This is a genomic window from Microbacterium sp. MYb66 (assembly GCF_002979435.1).
Lineage (GTDB): Bacteria > Actinomycetota > Actinomycetes > Actinomycetales > Microbacteriaceae > Microbacterium.
The window spans coordinates 245,554-260,067 of record NZ_PCOV01000004.1 but is presented as its reverse complement, the minus strand read 5'-3'; the positions used below and the strand labels follow the sequence as shown (position 1 = coordinate 260,067).

Genomic DNA, 14,514 nt, shown 5'->3' with positions numbered 1-14,514 from the left:
GCTATGTCTGATGGCCCCCTGATCGTCCAGAGCGATCGCACCGTGCTGCTCGAAGTCGCCCATGCCGACGCGGAGAGCGCCCGCCACGAACTCGCGATCTTCGCTGAGCTGGAACGCGCGCCCGAGCACATCCACACGTACCGGATCACCCGGCTCGGACTGTGGAACGCCCGTGCCGCCGGGCACACGGCCGAAGACATGCTCGAGACATTGGACCGCTGGTCGCGCTTCCCCGTTCCGCCTTCGGTGTCGGTGGACCTGCGGGAGACGGTGAACCGCTACGGGCGCCTGGTCATCGAACGCGACGACGAGGGCACCCTCATCCTGCGGTCCTCCGACCCCGCCGTGCTCGCACAGGTCGCGAACAACAAGCGCATCCAGCCGCTGCTCATCGGTCACCCGACGCCGGAGACGTTCGTCGTCGACGCCTGGGCACGCGGACAGATCAAGCAGGAGCTTCTGAAGATCGGCTGGCCCGCCGAAGACCTCGCCGGCTACACGCCGGGAACCCCGCACGAGATCGACCTCGCCGAGGACGGCTGGCACATCCGCCCCTACCAGCAAGATGCGGTCGACGCTTTCTCGAAGGACGGTTCCGGCGTCGTGGTGCTCCCCTGCGGTGCGGGAAAGACGATCGTCGGGGCCGGAGCGATGGCCGCGACCAAGACGACGACGCTGATCCTCGTCACGAACACCGTGTCGGCCCGGCAGTGGCGCGACGAGCTGCTCAAGCGCACGAGCCTCACCCCTGAGGAGATCGGCGAGTACTCCGGGCAGGCCAAGGAGGTCAAGCCCGTCACGATCGCGACCTACCAGATCCTCACGGCCAAGCGGAAGGGCGAGTACGCGCACCTGGCGCTGCTGGATGCCCTCGACTGGGGCCTCATCGTGTACGACGAGGTCCACCTCCTGCCTGCGCCGGTGTTCAAGCTCACCGCCGACCTCCAGGCCCGCCGTCGCATCGGACTCACCGCGACCCTGGTGCGCGAGGACGGACGTGAAGGAGACGTCTTCAGCCTGATCGGCCCGAAGCGCTTCGACGCCCCCTGGAAGCAGATCGAGGCGCAGGGTTTCATCTCCCCCGCCGCCTGCTACGAAGTGCGCGTCGACCTTCCGCCGAGCGACAGGCTCGAATACGCCGCGGCGACCGACGATGAGCGGTATCGACTCGCGGCATCCGCACCGGCCAAGGTCCAGGCGGTGCGCGAGCTGATCGCGAAGCACGAGGGCGAGCGCATCCTCGTGATCGGGCAGTACCTCGACCAGCTGGAATCGCTGTCGACCGCGCTGGACGCCCCTCAGATCACCGGCGCGACCCCGGTCGATGAGCGCGAAGAGCTGTACCGGGCCTTCCGCGAGGGCGACATCTCGCTGCTCGTGGTGTCGAAGGTGGCGAACTTCTCGATCGATCTGCCCGAGGCCTCCGTCGCCATCCAGGTGTCCGGATCCTTCGGATCCCGGCAGGAGGAGGCCCAGCGCCTCGGACGTCTCCTGCGTCCGAAGCAGTCGGGGCACACCGCGAGCTTCTACACACTCGTCGCCCGGGACACGATCGATCAGGACTACGCGCAGAACCGTCAGCGCTTCCTGGCCGAGCAGGGATACAGCTACACGATCATGGACGCCGACGCGATCGCGGCCTGACTCTCCACCGCGGATCGAGCCGGCGCTCAGCCGTGTAGCACGGGACCCAGGTGATGGGTCCCGTTCATCCCGCCGAGGACGGGGGCGACCCGCGGCACGGCGATGGCCGTCCGCGCGATCCCGAGCCTCCCTGCCCAGCGGTCGGCGACCACGGCGTACGCGAGCATCGCGAGCGTCGAGGCGAGCAGATCGACGGGTGCACCGGAGGTGGCGTTCGCGTCGACCAGGTCGACCGAGCCCAGCAGGAAGATGAGCACGTTGTTGACGATGTGCAGCGAGATCGCGGCTTCGAGCCCTCCGGTCCGCCAGGTCAGCCACGCGGCCACGATCGCGAACACGCCCACGCTGGCCGCGCCCCACACGTCGTATCCATGACCGAGCACGAACAGCGGCACGGGCAGCAGGATCGCGAACGCCGGATGACGGAGCCAGCCACCGACCAGCTGCATCAGATACCCGCGGAAGACATACTCCTCGGCAGCCGCCTGGAACGGGATCAGCAGCAGCACGAGCAGCACCATGGCCCACAGCCCCGGATGCGAGAAGTCGGGCGCGATCGCGTCGCCGCTGAGCGCAGACCACCCCAGCATGACGGCGAAGTAGAGGACGAACACCCCGAGCGCCAATACGAGGCTCCTCCCGAGCCATGCCATCCGCAGGCGTCCGGCAACGGACGACAGGAGACCGATTCCTCGTCCCTCCACGATGCGCGAGGCCACCAGCAGCGCCGGGATCATCAGGATCAACGGCAGCACCATGGCGACCAGGAGCCATGGCCGGTCGAGGTCGAAGAACTGCGAGGTCGTGAGGAGCACCTGCGACTCGACGCTCCATCCCGGGACGAACATCGACACGATGATCAGCGGCACGATGACGATCAGCAGGATCGCGAGGTAGAGAGCCATCCCGACGAGACCCGTCAGCAGCATCCGCCACCAGCGATACCGCGGCCGCAAGCGTGCCAGGCGGTGGAAGGGGACCTGCTCGACGCGCGGAGGAGCGGATGCAGGGGCGGGGGCGGCGATGTCGTCCTCGTTCGAGCTCATCCCCCGATCCTCGCGTGTGCAGCTATGTGCCGCATCCGACGCCGGGTCGATCACCTCGCTCGCTGCCCGGGAACAGCGCCTGCGACCCCGGCGATGCGGCCGACTCCGCGCCGTTCCGCACAATAGTCAGCATCCGCATGGCCGAAGTCACCATAATGGGGACATGACTGCTCCGCGCATCCTGGTCGTCGATGACGAACCCAACATCCGCGACCTGCTCTCAACGGGTCTCAGCTTCGCCGGATTCCAGGTGAAGACGGTCGCCAACGGCGCCGCCACGATCTCGGCCGTCCTCGAAGAGGAGCCCGACCTCATCATCCTCGATGTGATGCTCCCCGACATGAACGGGTTCAGCGTCACCAAGCGCCTCCGCGGCGCCGGCTTCACCGCCCCGATCCTCTTCCTGACGGCGAAGGACGGCACCGAGGACAAGATCGAAGGCCTCAACGCCGGTGGAGACGACTACGTCACCAAGCCCTTCAGCCTCGACGAGATCGTCGCCAGGGCCCAGGCGATCCTCCGACGCACGATGCAGGCCGATGAGGAGTCGATCATCCGCGCCGGCGAGCTGTCCATGGACCAGGACACCCACGACGTGCACGTCGGCAAGGAGCCGATCGAACTCAGCCCGACCGAGTTCAAACTGCTGCGCTACCTGATGCTCAACCCGAACAGGGTGCTGTCGAAGGCCCAGATCCTCGACCACGTGTGGGAGTACGACTTCAACGGAGACGCCGGGATCGTCGAGAGTTACATCTCGTACCTGCGGCGCAAGATCGACCCGCACACCGAGGAGTCGCTGATCCAGACCAAGCGCGGCTTCGGTTACATGCTCAAGGTCGGCAAGACGGTCTGACGACACGCACCACCATCGACGCCGCCCCGCGGCGGAGTCGCCGCAGCAGGGAGGACCGCATGGCGCACAAGCCCGATGCGGTCACCGGCTGGTGGCGGCGCATCAGCCTGCGGGCGAAGGTCACCGGGGTCACGGTCGCGGTCCTCGCGCTTGGCCTCCTCGTCGCCGGCATCGGCACCGTCCCGGTGCTGCGCAACGCCCTCGTGGCGAACATCGATGCACAGCTGCCCGCCCTGGTGTCCAGTGATCTTGTCGACCGCTATTTCGAGACCGATACCGTCGACGGCGTGACCACTTACACCGCACGCGAGGAGCAGCCGCGGGACTTCTCCTTCGCTATCTACGATGCTGCGGGCGTCCTCCGCGCGACCGCACGGGGCACCTCCGGACAGGCGCCGCTGTTCCCGGCCGAGTACTCGCTCGCGAAGGCGAACGACAACGTCGACAAGATCCCGATCGAGATGTTCGGCACCGATGGCGAGGTGTTCCACGCTGCTGTCGCGGTGGTCGCGTCCGAAGGCGGTGTCCTGCGCATCCAGCTGGTGGCGTTGCCGCTCGCCCCCGCCGATCGCATCATCAGCCAGTACTTCGGCATCTACATCACGATCGCCCTGATCACCATCCTGATCGCCGCTCTCCTCACCCGCGGGCTCGTCACGCTGACTTTCCGCAGACTCGGGCAGGTCGAGGCCACCGCGATGTCGATCGCCGCCGGCGACTTCCGGCAGCGCCTGACCGACCTCGAGCCGACCACGGAGGTCGGTCGTCTGAACACCGCGATCAACACGATGCTCGATCGCGTCGACCGCTCTCTCGCCCAGCGCGACCGGACCGTCCAGCACATGCGCCGATTCATCGGCGACGCGAGCCATGAACTGCGCACCCCGCTGGTGAGCGTCCGCGGTTACGCGGAGCTCTATCGGATGGGCGCGATCAAGGGCGAAGAGGACACGGCGCGCGCCATGGAGCGCATCGAGAAGGAAGCCATCCGGATGGGCGTCCTGGTGGAGGACCTCCTCGCACTGGCACGCCTGGACGAGGAGCGCGAACCCGAGATCGTGCCGCTCGACCTGCGCCCGATCGCTCGGGACGCCGCTCTCGATCTGCGTGCCGCGGCACCCGGCCGCACCGTGACGGTGATCGACCGCACCGCCGAGAACCTGCCCGTCCTCCCCCTGCGCGAGACGGCGCCCGTGCAGCTGCCGACGCCCCCGGCACCCCGCGGGCTGTCCCGTTCCACTCTCTCCCGGCTCCGCCGACGCCCCCGGCAGCCGGAGCAGGCACCCGCGATCGACTTCTCCGAAGTGCCGGACCTTCCCGTCCGCACTCCCCCGATCGTGCTCGGCGAGGAGAACAAGGTGCGCCAGGTCGTCACGAACCTTCTGGGCAATGCCCGTCGGTTCTCCCCGGAGGACGGACCTATCGAGCTCGTCGTCGATTCAGACCGCGTCCGCGGCACAGGGAGCATCTCGATCGTCGACCATGGCGAGGGCATCCCGCCGCAGATCCGCGAGCAGATCTTCGAACGCTTCTGGCGTGCCGACACCTCGCGCGCACGCGAGACCGGCGGCTCGGGCCTCGGCCTCGCGATCGTGGCCTCGATCATGAAGGCGCTGCACGGCGGTGTCGATGTGTCGGAGACTCCCGGTGGCGGCGCGACCTTCACCGTGACGCTCCCCCTCGCGCCCGCCCGTGCGACGCCCGCGCACCTTCTCGAGGACACGCAGCCGCTGGATCGACTCGACCTGTCGTAGGAACACCGGTGGCGCGCGCGTCCGACCGCTGGCACGATGGATGCGCGGATCTCCGCAACGGCTGATCGGCGCCGGAGGACGGGCCATGGGGTACTTCATCCTTGTGATCGCACAGACCATCGTGCTGCCGGTGCTCTGCGGCATCGTCGAACTGTCGGCGGCCGGCGGTGAACCGGTGCTCGTGTTCGGCAGATGGTGGGTGTTCTGGGGCGTGGGGACGCGCTTGCTCGTGGCAGGCATCGCGCAGGTCTCCGGGAAGGGGCCGACCGCTGCGATCCTCGGATCGGCCGAGCCGACCATGCAGGAGGTTCAGCTGACCCGCGAACTCGGAACGGCGAACATCGCGATGGGCCTGGCCGGCCTCCTGGCGCTCATCCCGGGCTGGGCACTGCCCACCGGGCTCGCCGGCGGGCTGTTCCTGCTCATCGCCGGCGTCATGCACGTGCCGAAGAAGGGCAAGAACCCACAGGAGACGCTCGCCACGTGGACGGACCTGATCGTGGGCGCCGCGGTCATCGTGCTCGGGTGCGCGCTCGTCATCCGCACTCTCATCGGCTGACCCCGGCCGCCTGCGCCTCTGCACGGACGACGCACGAGCCGGGTTCTGCACAGGATGCGGTGCTCGCTACGATCCGGCCGGAGGACGGCACGACGGCGCGCCTAGCCTCGGAACTCCAAACGAGAAGGAGTTCCCATGTCTGTCTTCACCGTCGACACCGACGCCGTCCACGCCGCCCACGGCGCCACCCGGGCCACCATCGAGCGCCTGCAGAGCGAGTCCGCGACGCTCATGGCCCAGCTCCGCGAGCTGCAGTCCTCGTGGGTCGGCACCGCGTCCAACGCCTTCCAGGGCTGCGCGGAGCAGTGGCAGGGCGCTCAGCTCCACGTCGAGCAGGTGCTCACCTCGATCGGCGCGTCGCTCGGTTCGGCCGCCACGCAGTACTCCGATGCCGATCAGTACTCGGCCAGCCTGTTCCACTGACGCCGCCTCGGACGCAGCGAACGCAGAACGCCCCCGGCCGGAGCCGGGGGCGTTCTGTCATGCGGGGTGGATCAGAAGTCCATGCCACCCGACGGGTCACCCATCGGAGCGGCGGCCTTCTCCGGCTTGTCCGCGACGACGGCCTCGGTGGTGAGGAACAGAGCCGCGATCGAGGCTGCGTTCTGCAGCGCCGAACGGGTCACCTTGGCCGGGTCGATGATGCCGGCCGCGAAGAGGTCGACGTACTCACCGGTGGCGGCGTTGAGGCCCTGGCCCGCGGGGAGCTCGGAGACCTTGTTCGCCACGACACCCGGCTCGAGACCGGCGTTGAGCGCGATCTGCTTGAGCGGAGCCTCGATCGCGACGCGGACGATGTTCGCGCCGGTCGCCTCGTCACCCGTGAGCGAGAGGCCGTCGAGCGCCTTGGTGCCCGACTGGATGAGCGCGACGCCACCACCGGGGACGATGCCCTCCTCGACGGCTGCCTTCGCGTTGCGGACGGCATCTTCGATGCGGTGCTTGCGCTCCTTGAGCTCGACCTCGGTCGCAGCCCCCGCCTTGATGACAGCGACGCCACCGGCGAGCTTCGCGAGGCGCTCCTGGAGCTTCTCGCGGTCGTAGTCGCTGTCGGTGTTCTCGATCTCGCGGCGGATCTGCGTGACGCGACCCTCGATCTGGTCCGCCTCACCGGCGCCCTCGACGATCGTGGTCTCGTCCTTGGTGACGATGACCTTGCGCGCACGGCCGAGGAGGTCGAGCGTGGCGTTCTCCAGCTTGAGGCCGACCTCTTCGGTGATGACCTGACCACCGGTGAGGATCGCGATGTCCTGCAGCTGCGCCTTGCGGCGGTCGCCGAAGCCCGGCGCCTTGACGGCGACCGACTTGAAGATGCCCTTGAGCTTGTTCAGCACGAGCGTCGCGAGAGCCTCGCCCTCGACGTCTTCGGCGATGATGACGAGCTCCTTGCCGTCCTGGATCACCTTGTCGACGATGGGCAGAAGGTCCTTGATGTTGGAGACCTTCTGGTTCGCGATGAGGATGTACGGGTCCTCGAAGATCGCCTCCTGGCGCTCCGGGTCCGTGACGAAGTACGGGTTCAGGTAGCCCTTGTCGAAGCGCATGCCCTCGGTGAGCTCGAGCTCGGTGCCGAACGTCTGCGACTCCTCGACGGTGACGACGCCCTCCTTGCCGACCTTGTCGATCGCCTCGGCGATGAGCTCGCCGATCGCGGGGTCTGCAGCGGAGATGGATGCCGTGGCGGCGATCTGCTCCTTCGAGTCGATCTCCTTGGCGCTCGCGAGCAGCTCTTCGGTGATCGCGGCGACGGCCTTCTCGATGCCGCGCTTGAGCGAGATCGGGTCGGCGCCGGCTGCGACGTTGCGCAGTCCCTCGCGGACCAGGGCCTGAGCGAGGACAGTGGCGGTGGTCGTGCCGTCACCGGCGACGTCGTCGGTCTTCTTGGCGACCTCCTTGACGAGCTCCGCACCGATCTTCTCGAACGGGTCGTCGAGCTCGATCTCCTTGGCGATGGAGACACCGTCGTTCGTGATCGTGGGGGCGCCCCACTTCTTCTCGAGGACGACGTTGCGGCCACGCGGGCCGAGGGTCACCTTGACGGCGTCGGCGAGGATGTTGAGGCCGCGCTCGAGGCCGCGGCGGGCCTCCTCATCGAAAGCAATGATCTTTGCCATGAGTTTTTTCGTCCCTCCTGGACGTAGACGTTGGGTTTAGCACTCAGAGTGAGAGAGTGCTAACGCCATTCTGGCACTCGACACCTTCGAGTGCAAGCCGCCGGAGGCCGGGCGCATCCGGGCGTCAGGAGGCGGGAGTCTCCGCGGGGGTCTCGGGGACCGACGTGGATCGATCGAGGCCGATCACGACCGTGAGCTGCTTGGCGCCGGTGTCGTTGAGGGCGGCGTAGAAGTCGCTCTGCCGGACTTCCGCGCCGCCGATCACGCCGGCGAGGCCGATCGCGGCGAGCTCGTCTTCGTCGTTGACGTAGTACACCGTCGTCGTCGCGAAGTCCTCACTGTCGCTGGGACTCGCGAACACGGTGCCGGCGGCCCAGCCCTTGTTGATGAGGAGGTCGCTCATCTGGGCGTCGAGGCCCTCATCGGGAGTCGCGTTCAGGATCATGACCGAATACGTGGGGTCGATCACCCCGGTCTCCACGGGGGTCGGGGTGGCGCTCGGCACGGCTTCGGGGAACAGGGTGATGCGTCCCATAACGACGAGAGAGCCGAAGATCCCGGCGATGATGAGCACCAGCGCGGCGACGAACGACCAGAGCAGCACGACCCAGCCGTTCATGCCCGGGGCTTCGGCGCGGTGCGCTCCCACGCGTCCGGAGGTACGAGGAACGTCATCGAAGCGATCGCGGGAGGGCTTGGACACCCCTCGATGCTAGCGGCACGTTCCTGTCAATCGGTTCCGCGGCGCGTACGGACGTGTCGGACGGACGTCGCCCGGCGGACGTCAGCCCACGAATCCGGGCGTGCGTGCCGAGCGTCGGTACGCCCGCGAGTCGCGGATGCGGCGCAGTCGGCGCACGAGCATCGGGTCATATTCCACGGCGGCGTCGGACTCGATCAGCCGGCCGAGGAGCTGGTAGTAGCGCGCGGCGCTCATGCCCAGCTGGGCGCGGATGACCTCTTCCTTGGCACTGCCGTGGCGCGGCCAGGCGGCCTCCAGGGCGAGGATCGCGCGATCGCGCTCCGTGAGGTCTCCGAGCATGGCTCCAGGTTATGACGCATCCGGCGCGAGAGCGGCTCGCCACTCCCACCATCGTCCGAGCGGATCCGCGGCAGCGCGCACCCGGCCGTCGATCGCGACCGCGAAACCGGACCAGCCGTCCGCGTCGAGCGCCGGTTCCCAGACGTCGAGCGCTCCCGGAGGATCGATCGTGACCCATCGCGCATCCAGGCGGGAGATGCCTGCGACGAGAGCGTTCCGGTCGGCACGCGGGAGGTGCACCAGCACGCCCGGTGTCGTGATGACGAGAGTCGCATCCGCCGGCGCTTCGGCGGCGAGGGCGTCGAGGTGCACCAGCGCGTCGCCCGCGACGAGGAGAGGAGGGTCGGATGCCGCGATGTCGAGGGCGGCATCGATTCGCGCCTCCCGTCCCGCCTCCCCCGGCCACACCAACCCGCGCAGCCATCGCCGGTCCCGCTCGTCCGCGGCATCGAGGGGTTCGAGATCGATACCGGCTCGCCAGACGATCTCCGGCATCCGCAGCGGCGGCAGCGGACCGCTCACCCGGCTCTTCAGCACGACCGTCGACGGCCCGTCCGCCGGATCCAGCGCCACGCGCAGCGTGCCGTCTTCGCCCGTGAAGCGATAGGAGTACCGGTCGGGGTAGAGACAGAGGCCGGCGGATGCTCCGACCTCGAGCAGAGCCAGCGGTCCCTCGATCTCGGACAGCACCGGAAGCAGGGCGGCGAGCCGGAGCGGCTCATTGGTCTGCAGCCGACGGCTCGCGCACTCGGCGACCACCTCATCGGCGTTCCGCAGCACGAAGTCGCGCCAGTGCGGGTACCCGGTGAGCGCGGCCCCGAGCATCCGGGTCACCGCGAAGACGAGAGGCGGCTGCCTCCGTGTCTCCGGGATCCGCAGCAGGATGCGCCGGAGGTCTTCGTCGTCCGCGACACCCGCCGCCCACTCCGCATACAGGTCACTTCGCCCGGGGGCCTCGTCCCGAGCGAAACGCGCATAGCGCTCCTGCACAGCATCCGTCATCCGTCCATTCTGACCCGGAGCACCCGAGGCACCGCCGTAGGAGGGAGAATGGAGGCGACTCAGGAGGACACATGTCGTACAGCGTGGACAAGACAGAAGACGAATGGCGCAACGAGCTCGGCGAAGAGCAGTACGCCGTGCTGCGCCAGGCCGCGACCGAGCGCGCCTGGACGGGCGAGCTGCTCGACGAGGAGCGCGCCGGCCTCTACACCTGCGGCGCCTGCAACGCAGAGCTCTTCAAGAGCGGAACGAAGTTCGACTCCGGATGCGGCTGGCCGAGCTTCTACGAGTCCATCCGCCCCGACGCGGTCGAGCTCATCGAGGACGACAGCCTGGGAATGGTGCGCACCGAGGTGCGCTGCGCGAACTGCGGTTCGCACCTCGGCCATGTGTTCCCCGACGGGTTCGGAACGCCGACCGGCGACCGCTACTGCATGAACTCGATCGCGATGAACTTCACCCCCGACGCGTCGTGAGCGCCCTCGACGCCGTCCGTGCACGGCAGTCCTGGTCGAAGGTCGATGACATCGCCCCCACCCGCGACGAGCTTCTGCCGTTCGTCGCTGCGGCGGGTCGTGTCGCCGATCATTCATCACTCCGCCCCTGGCGACTGATCGAGCTGCGGGGGGCGGACCGCGAGGTGCTGGGCGCGGCCATCGCGAAGGCTCAGGGCGACTCGTCGCCGTCATCCAAGCCGCTGCGCGCTCCGCTGCTCATCGCCGTCGTCGCGAGCTACCAGAAGAGCGAGAAGGTTCCGCGGTGGGAGCAGGAGGCCGTGGCCTCGGGCGTCGCGCACACCCTGAGCCTGCTCCTCGACGAGGCAGGGTGGGGCGTCATCTGGCGCACAGGCCACTACACGCGCGCCAAACCCGTCGCCAAGGCCCACGGCCTCGGCAAGAACGAGGAGCTGCTCGGCTGGCTCTACGTCGGAGGCAAACCCGAGGGGAAGAAGCCCGGGAGACGCAAGACGGTGGATGCCCGCAAACTCATCACCCGCATGCCGAAGGCAGGCGCGAAGAAAGCGAAGAAGGAGTAGCGCCTCAGCGTCGACGCCGCCAGGGCACGGCCACGACGACGGAGGCCACGGCGACAGCGACCATGGCGATGACCTGCCAGAGCGCGGGCCCCACCTCGACCGGCCAGATGAGGTCGATCACGACCGACGTCACCAGCTGACCGAGGACGGAGCCCAACCCCATCAGCAGCACGCCCGTCTGCCCGACGATGAACGCACCGAGGAGGATGTAGGCGGCTCCGAGGAAACCCCCGAGGTACAGCCACGGCTCGGTGGGGAGCGCGGCGGGGAACCCGCGGAAGGCGATACTCGCTCCGGCGGCGACGGCGAGCACGAGCGTTCCCGCGATGAAGCTCATCAGGGTCGCGGCGAGCGGGGAGTGCACACGTTGCGCGAGACGTCCATTCGTCGCCGCCTGCCACGCGATGCCCACTCCGGCCGCGAACGGGAGGAGCAGCATCCACAGTGGCGCGGAGGCCAGCACATCGCCGGAGAGCGAGATGCCGACCGCGGCGAGCGCGAGCAGACCGCCGAGGACGCGGCCGGGGGTCACCGCGACGACTCCCGCCGGACCGAACCCGATCCGGTCGAGGACGAGCCCGTGCACCGTCTGTCCTGCCACGACGCCGACGGTGAACAGCGAGACGCCGAGCACGCCGGCCGTGACCCCCTGAGTGGAGACGGTGAGGGCACCGCACGCGCCCCCGAGCAGCATCCAGAACGGGATGGTGTGCTCACGGATGCCGCGTCGGAGCCGAGCCGCTCCTCGACGAGCAGACGGCAGGCACGAGATCACGATCGCGAGGGCGAGCAGCCCCACGGAGAACGAGATGAATCCGGCAACGATGCCATCGTCGACGCGCACGCCGAGCACGCCGTTGATCCGGGCTTGGATCGCCGTCATGACACCGATCGCCGCGGCGCCGCCGAGGGCCACGGGCGCGGGCAGTCGGCGGGATTCTGGCACCTGTCGACCCTACCGGAGCGCCCGAGACCCCGAACACCGGGAGTGTCAGCGGCCGGGACTACGCTGGCGGCATGTGCGCGAGTTATGGTCTCGATCCCCGCTTCACCGATGCGGAACTCCTCGCCGCCGCCGACGATGCGGTGCTCGAAGGCCTGCGCGCGTGGGCGCAGGAGAACGCCGGCGAGACGGTCCGTCCCACGGGGAAGAACCTGCGCAACCTCAACCCCCTGATCGTGCAGCCCGACGCCGCTCCGACCCTGGAGCCCGCCTGGTGGGGGTTCCTGGTGAACGGTGAGCCGGCGAAGTTCCCGTCGATCAACACCCGCTCCGAGCGCCTGCAGGAGCGCCCGGGCGGCGCGAAGTCACGCGCGATCGTCCCGGCGACGAGCTGGTACGAGATGCAGAAGCCGTCGCGGCAGTGGAATGAGTTCATCATCGATGACGGCACCCTGTTCGGCATGGCCGCCGTGACTCAGCGCGGCCGCACCGCCGACGGCGCGTGGTTCACGTGCTACTCGATCGTGATGCGCCCCGCTCCCCCGCACCTCGCCGGCCTGCACGATCGGATGCCGCTGCTCGTCCCAGCCACCTTGAGCCACGACTGGCTGACCGCACCTCCGTCGAGGGAGATCATCGACGAGGCGATCCTCGCGTCCGAGGAGATGGCAGAACGGGTACAGGCCCGCCCTCGCGCCTGACGTGCAGAAGTCAGCCGCGAGGATGACCTCACGCCTCCAGATGTGTACCTGAGGAGGACGCGCGGCTGCGAGACCATCCGTAACGTTGAGCACATGATCACAGCAGAAGGCCTCACGAAGAGGTTCGGAGACAAGACGGCCGTCGACGACGTGTCGTTCACGGTCAAGCCGGGCAGTGTCACCGGCTTCCTCGGCCCGAACGGCGCCGGCAAGTCGACGACGATGCGGATGATCGTCGGCCTCGACCGACCGACCGCCGGACGAGCTGCCGTCGCCGGACGCGAATACCGCAAGCTCCGGGCACCGCTCACCGAGGTCGGTGTGCTACTCGACGCGAAGGCGGTCCACACCGGCCGCACCGCACGGAATCACCTTCGGGCGATGGCCGCCACCCACGGCATCCCGGCATCCCGGGTCGACGAGGTCATCGATCTCGCGGGCATCAGCTCGGTCGCTCGCAAGCGCGCCGGGAAGTTCTCGCTCGGCATGGGCCAGCGCCTCGGCATCGCCTCGGCGCTGCTCGGCGACCCGCACACGCTGATCCTCGACGAGCCGGTCAACGGCCTCGACCCCGAGGGCGTGCGCTGGGTGCGTCAGTTCGTGCGGCACGCCGCCTCCGAGGGGCGCACCGTGCTCCTCTCGAGCCACTTGATGAGCGAGATGGCACAGACCGCCGACCACGTCATCGTGATGGGCCGCGGCCGCGTGCTCGCGGATGCTCCGCTGTCCGAGCTGGTGCGCTCCTGGACCCGCAACACCGTACGGGTGCGCACACCGCGACCGGCCGATCTCGCTGCCGCCGTCGGCGGACCGGATGTGGAGATCGTGAGTTCGGCCCCCGACCTGCTCGACATCGTCGGGCTGCCGGCCGCGCGCATCGGCGACCTCGCCGCCGATCGCGGAATCCCGCTGCACGAACTCACCCCGACCACCGGTTCGCTCGAAGACGCGTATCTCGCTCTCACGGGCGATTCCGTCGAGTACCGCACCAAGGAGCTCTCATGACCACGACACAGGCCCCCGCTCCCACGCGGGCACGCGTCGACACGGGTCGACGCCTGACGTTCGTGCGCGCGCTGCGCGGCGAATGGATCAAACTCGCCACCCTGCGTTCGACGTGGTGGTCGATCGGAATCGCCGCAGCATTGACGATCGGGATCGCCGTCCTCATCGCTCAGGCGGTCGACATGCCGGGTTTCGAGCCCATCCAGGCCGTCGTCATGCCGATCCAGTTCACGATGCTGCTCGCCGGCATCATCGGCGCGATCTCGGTCACCGGAGAGTACTCGACCGGGATGATCCGCTCGACGCTGACGGCGAACCCGGTCCGCGGTTCCGTGCTGGCGGCGAAGTCGATCGTGCTGGCAGTCTTCCTGTTCCTGTCGTCGCTGGTGACATTCGCTCTCGCTGCGGTCGCGGTCTCAGTGATCGTGGCTTCACGCGACCAGAGCATCGACTGGTCGGACCCGTCGGCCTCGATCCTGCCGATCGTCGTAGCCTCGCTCGCGATGGCCGTCTTCGCCCTGATCGGGGTGGCATTCGGATTCATCCTGCGCTCCGGCGCCGGAGCCATCGCGGCGACCGTCGGCGTCCTGTTCGTGCTGCCGATCGTCGCGAGCTTCTTCACGTTCGCCGGCGACACCTGGGCCTGGATCGTCGATGCGGCGAACTACCTCCCGGTCTCGGCCGCGCAGAGCGCGATCCTGCCGAGCGAAGGTGCGGCGCTCGATGCGCCGACGGCCTTCGTGACGCTGGCCTGCTGGGTCGTCGGCGGAACGCTCGTTGCCTGGGGCGTCCTGCGCACCCGCGACGCGTAG

General features: G+C 68.6%; 16 protein-coding genes. 10 read left to right on the top strand and 6 right to left on the bottom strand.

The genetic code is table 11. The features are described 5' to 3' along the window. Window positions 1-3: 3 nt before the first annotated feature. Complete coding sequence (locus tag CQ045_RS11275) at window positions 4-1,644, top strand: DNA repair helicase XPB (protein ID WP_105723690.1); 1,641 nt, start codon at window positions 4-6, stop codon at window positions 1,642-1,644. A gap of 26 nt (window positions 1,645-1,670) precedes the next feature. Here the strand turns inward: CQ045_RS11275 and CQ045_RS11270 are convergent, their stop codons facing one another. Next, window positions 1,671-2,690, bottom strand: a complete 1,020-nt coding sequence (locus CQ045_RS11270; RefSeq protein ID WP_105723687.1) for a CPBP family intramembrane glutamic endopeptidase — start codon at window positions 2,688-2,690, stop codon at window positions 1,671-1,673. Between the two features lie 163 nt (window positions 2,691-2,853). Between CQ045_RS11270 and CQ045_RS11265 the strand changes: the two genes are divergently transcribed. The 4 genes from CQ045_RS11265 (at window position 2,854) to CQ045_RS11250 (ending at window position 6,282) form a co-directional block, all read left to right on the top strand. Next, window positions 2,854-3,546, top strand: coding sequence for a response regulator transcription factor (locus CQ045_RS11265; protein ID WP_021199050.1), 693 nt, complete (start codon window positions 2,854-2,856; stop codon window positions 3,544-3,546). Between the two features lie 59 nt (window positions 3,547-3,605). Beyond that, the gene (locus tag CQ045_RS11260) at window positions 3,606-5,300 is read left to right on the top strand and encodes a HAMP domain-containing sensor histidine kinase (protein ID WP_105723685.1); all 1,695 of its coding nucleotides are present in this window, start codon (window positions 3,606-3,608) and stop codon (window positions 5,298-5,300) included. 85 nt (window positions 5,301-5,385) lie between these two features. Then, window positions 5,386-5,859 carry a hypothetical protein gene (locus CQ045_RS11255; protein ID WP_146115233.1) on the top strand — a complete coding sequence of 158 codons (474 nt, stop codon included), beginning with the start codon at window positions 5,386-5,388 and terminating at the stop codon, window positions 5,857-5,859. A gap of 135 nt (window positions 5,860-5,994) precedes the next feature. Continuing rightward, on the top strand, window positions 5,995-6,282 hold the full coding sequence (locus CQ045_RS11250; RefSeq protein WP_105723681.1) for a WXG100 family type VII secretion target: 288 nt from the start codon (window positions 5,995-5,997) through the stop codon (window positions 6,280-6,282). Between the two features lie 71 nt (window positions 6,283-6,353). Here CQ045_RS11250 and groL read toward each other — a convergent pair whose 3' ends face one another. The 4 genes from groL to CQ045_RS11230 form a co-directional block, all read right to left on the bottom strand. Continuing rightward, window positions 6,354-7,973 (bottom strand): chaperonin GroEL, encoded by a 1,620-nt coding sequence (gene groL, locus CQ045_RS11245; RefSeq protein ID WP_105723679.1) that lies wholly within the window; start codon window positions 7,971-7,973, stop codon window positions 6,354-6,356. A 124-nt stretch (window positions 7,974-8,097) separates the two neighbouring features. Then, window positions 8,098-8,676: a LytR C-terminal domain-containing protein gene (locus tag CQ045_RS11240; RefSeq protein ID WP_258131041.1), complete on the bottom strand. Its 579-nt coding sequence runs from the start codon at window positions 8,674-8,676 to the stop codon at window positions 8,098-8,100. Window positions 8,677-8,757: 81 nt separating this feature from the next. Further along, entirely contained in the window at window positions 8,758-9,015 is a 258-nt protein-coding gene (locus CQ045_RS11235) for a DUF3263 domain-containing protein (RefSeq protein WP_105723677.1), read from the bottom strand. A 9-nt stretch (window positions 9,016-9,024) separates the two neighbouring features. Next, window positions 9,025-10,017, bottom strand: coding sequence for a DUF2332 domain-containing protein (locus tag CQ045_RS11230; protein ID WP_105723675.1), 993 nt, complete (start codon window positions 10,015-10,017; stop codon window positions 9,025-9,027). Window positions 10,018-10,088: 71 nt separating this feature from the next. Here CQ045_RS11230 and msrB point away from each other — a divergent pair, with 71 nt between their 5' ends. Both msrB and CQ045_RS11220 read left to right on the top strand, forming a co-directional pair. Further along, a complete protein-coding gene (gene msrB / locus CQ045_RS11225) occupies window positions 10,089-10,493 on the top strand; it encodes a peptide-methionine (R)-S-oxide reductase MsrB (RefSeq protein WP_105723673.1) in 405 nt (134 codons plus the stop codon). Beyond that, window positions 10,490-11,053 (top strand): nitroreductase family protein, encoded by a 564-nt coding sequence (locus CQ045_RS11220; RefSeq protein WP_105723670.1) that lies wholly within the window; start codon window positions 10,490-10,492, stop codon window positions 11,051-11,053. Before msrB ends, CQ045_RS11220 begins: the two co-directional genes overlap by 4 nt. A 4-nt stretch (window positions 11,054-11,057) precedes the next feature. Here CQ045_RS11220 and CQ045_RS11215 read toward each other — a convergent pair whose 3' ends face one another. After that, window positions 11,058-11,969 (bottom strand): DMT family transporter, encoded by a 912-nt coding sequence (locus tag CQ045_RS11215; RefSeq protein ID WP_105723668.1) that lies wholly within the window; start codon window positions 11,967-11,969, stop codon window positions 11,058-11,060. Between the two features lie 101 nt (window positions 11,970-12,070). Here CQ045_RS11215 and CQ045_RS11210 point away from each other — a divergent pair, with 101 nt between their 5' ends. The 3 genes from CQ045_RS11210 to CQ045_RS11200 all read left to right on the top strand — a co-directional run bounded on the left by CQ045_RS11210 (window position 12,071) and on the right by CQ045_RS11200 (window position 14,514). Continuing rightward, window positions 12,071-12,697, top strand: coding sequence for an SOS response-associated peptidase family protein (locus CQ045_RS11210; RefSeq protein ID WP_105723666.1), 627 nt, complete (start codon window positions 12,071-12,073; stop codon window positions 12,695-12,697). A gap of 93 nt (window positions 12,698-12,790) precedes the next feature. Continuing rightward, window positions 12,791-13,702 carry an ABC transporter ATP-binding protein gene (locus CQ045_RS11205; RefSeq protein WP_105723664.1) on the top strand — a complete coding sequence of 304 codons (912 nt, stop codon included), beginning with the start codon at window positions 12,791-12,793 and terminating at the stop codon, window positions 13,700-13,702. Next, window positions 13,699-14,514: an ABC transporter permease gene (locus CQ045_RS11200; RefSeq protein WP_105723662.1), complete on the top strand. Its 816-nt coding sequence runs from the start codon at window positions 13,699-13,701 to the stop codon at window positions 14,512-14,514. Before CQ045_RS11205 ends, CQ045_RS11200 begins: the two co-directional genes overlap by 4 nt.

Excerpts from the sequence above, each read along its gene's own strand:
- CQ045_RS11230 (WP_105723675.1), bottom strand. The coding sequence starts at position 10,017 with ATGACGGATGCTGTGCAGGAGCGCTATGCGCGTTTCGCTCGGGACGAG.
- CQ045_RS11255 (WP_146115233.1), top strand. The coding sequence starts at position 5,386 with ATGGGGTACTTCATCCTTGTGATCGCACAGACCATCGTGCTGCCGGTG.
- CQ045_RS11275 (WP_105723690.1), top strand. The coding sequence starts at position 4 with ATGTCTGATGGCCCCCTGATCGTCCAGAGCGATCGCACCGTGCTGCTC.
- CQ045_RS11210 (WP_105723666.1), top strand. The coding sequence starts at position 12,071 with ATGTGCGCGAGTTATGGTCTCGATCCCCGCTTCACCGATGCGGAACTC.
- CQ045_RS11205 (WP_105723664.1), top strand. The coding sequence starts at position 12,791 with ATGATCACAGCAGAAGGCCTCACGAAGAGGTTCGGAGACAAGACGGCC.
- msrB (WP_105723673.1), top strand. The coding sequence starts at position 10,089 with ATGTCGTACAGCGTGGACAAGACAGAAGACGAATGGCGCAACGAGCTC.
- CQ045_RS11260 (WP_105723685.1), top strand. The coding sequence starts at position 3,606 with ATGGCGCACAAGCCCGATGCGGTCACCGGCTGGTGGCGGCGCATCAGC.
- CQ045_RS11250 (WP_105723681.1), top strand. The coding sequence starts at position 5,995 with ATGTCTGTCTTCACCGTCGACACCGACGCCGTCCACGCCGCCCACGGC.
- groL (WP_105723679.1), bottom strand. The coding sequence starts at position 7,973 with ATGGCAAAGATCATTGCTTTCGATGAGGAGGCCCGCCGCGGCCTCGAG.
- CQ045_RS11265 (WP_021199050.1), top strand. The coding sequence starts at position 2,854 with ATGACTGCTCCGCGCATCCTGGTCGTCGATGACGAACCCAACATCCGC.
- CQ045_RS11270 (WP_105723687.1), bottom strand. The coding sequence starts at position 2,690 with ATGAGCTCGAACGAGGACGACATCGCCGCCCCCGCCCCTGCATCCGCT.
- CQ045_RS11200 (WP_105723662.1), top strand. The coding sequence starts at position 13,699 with ATGACCACGACACAGGCCCCCGCTCCCACGCGGGCACGCGTCGACACG.
- CQ045_RS11235 (WP_105723677.1), bottom strand. The coding sequence starts at position 9,015 with ATGCTCGGAGACCTCACGGAGCGCGATCGCGCGATCCTCGCCCTGGAG.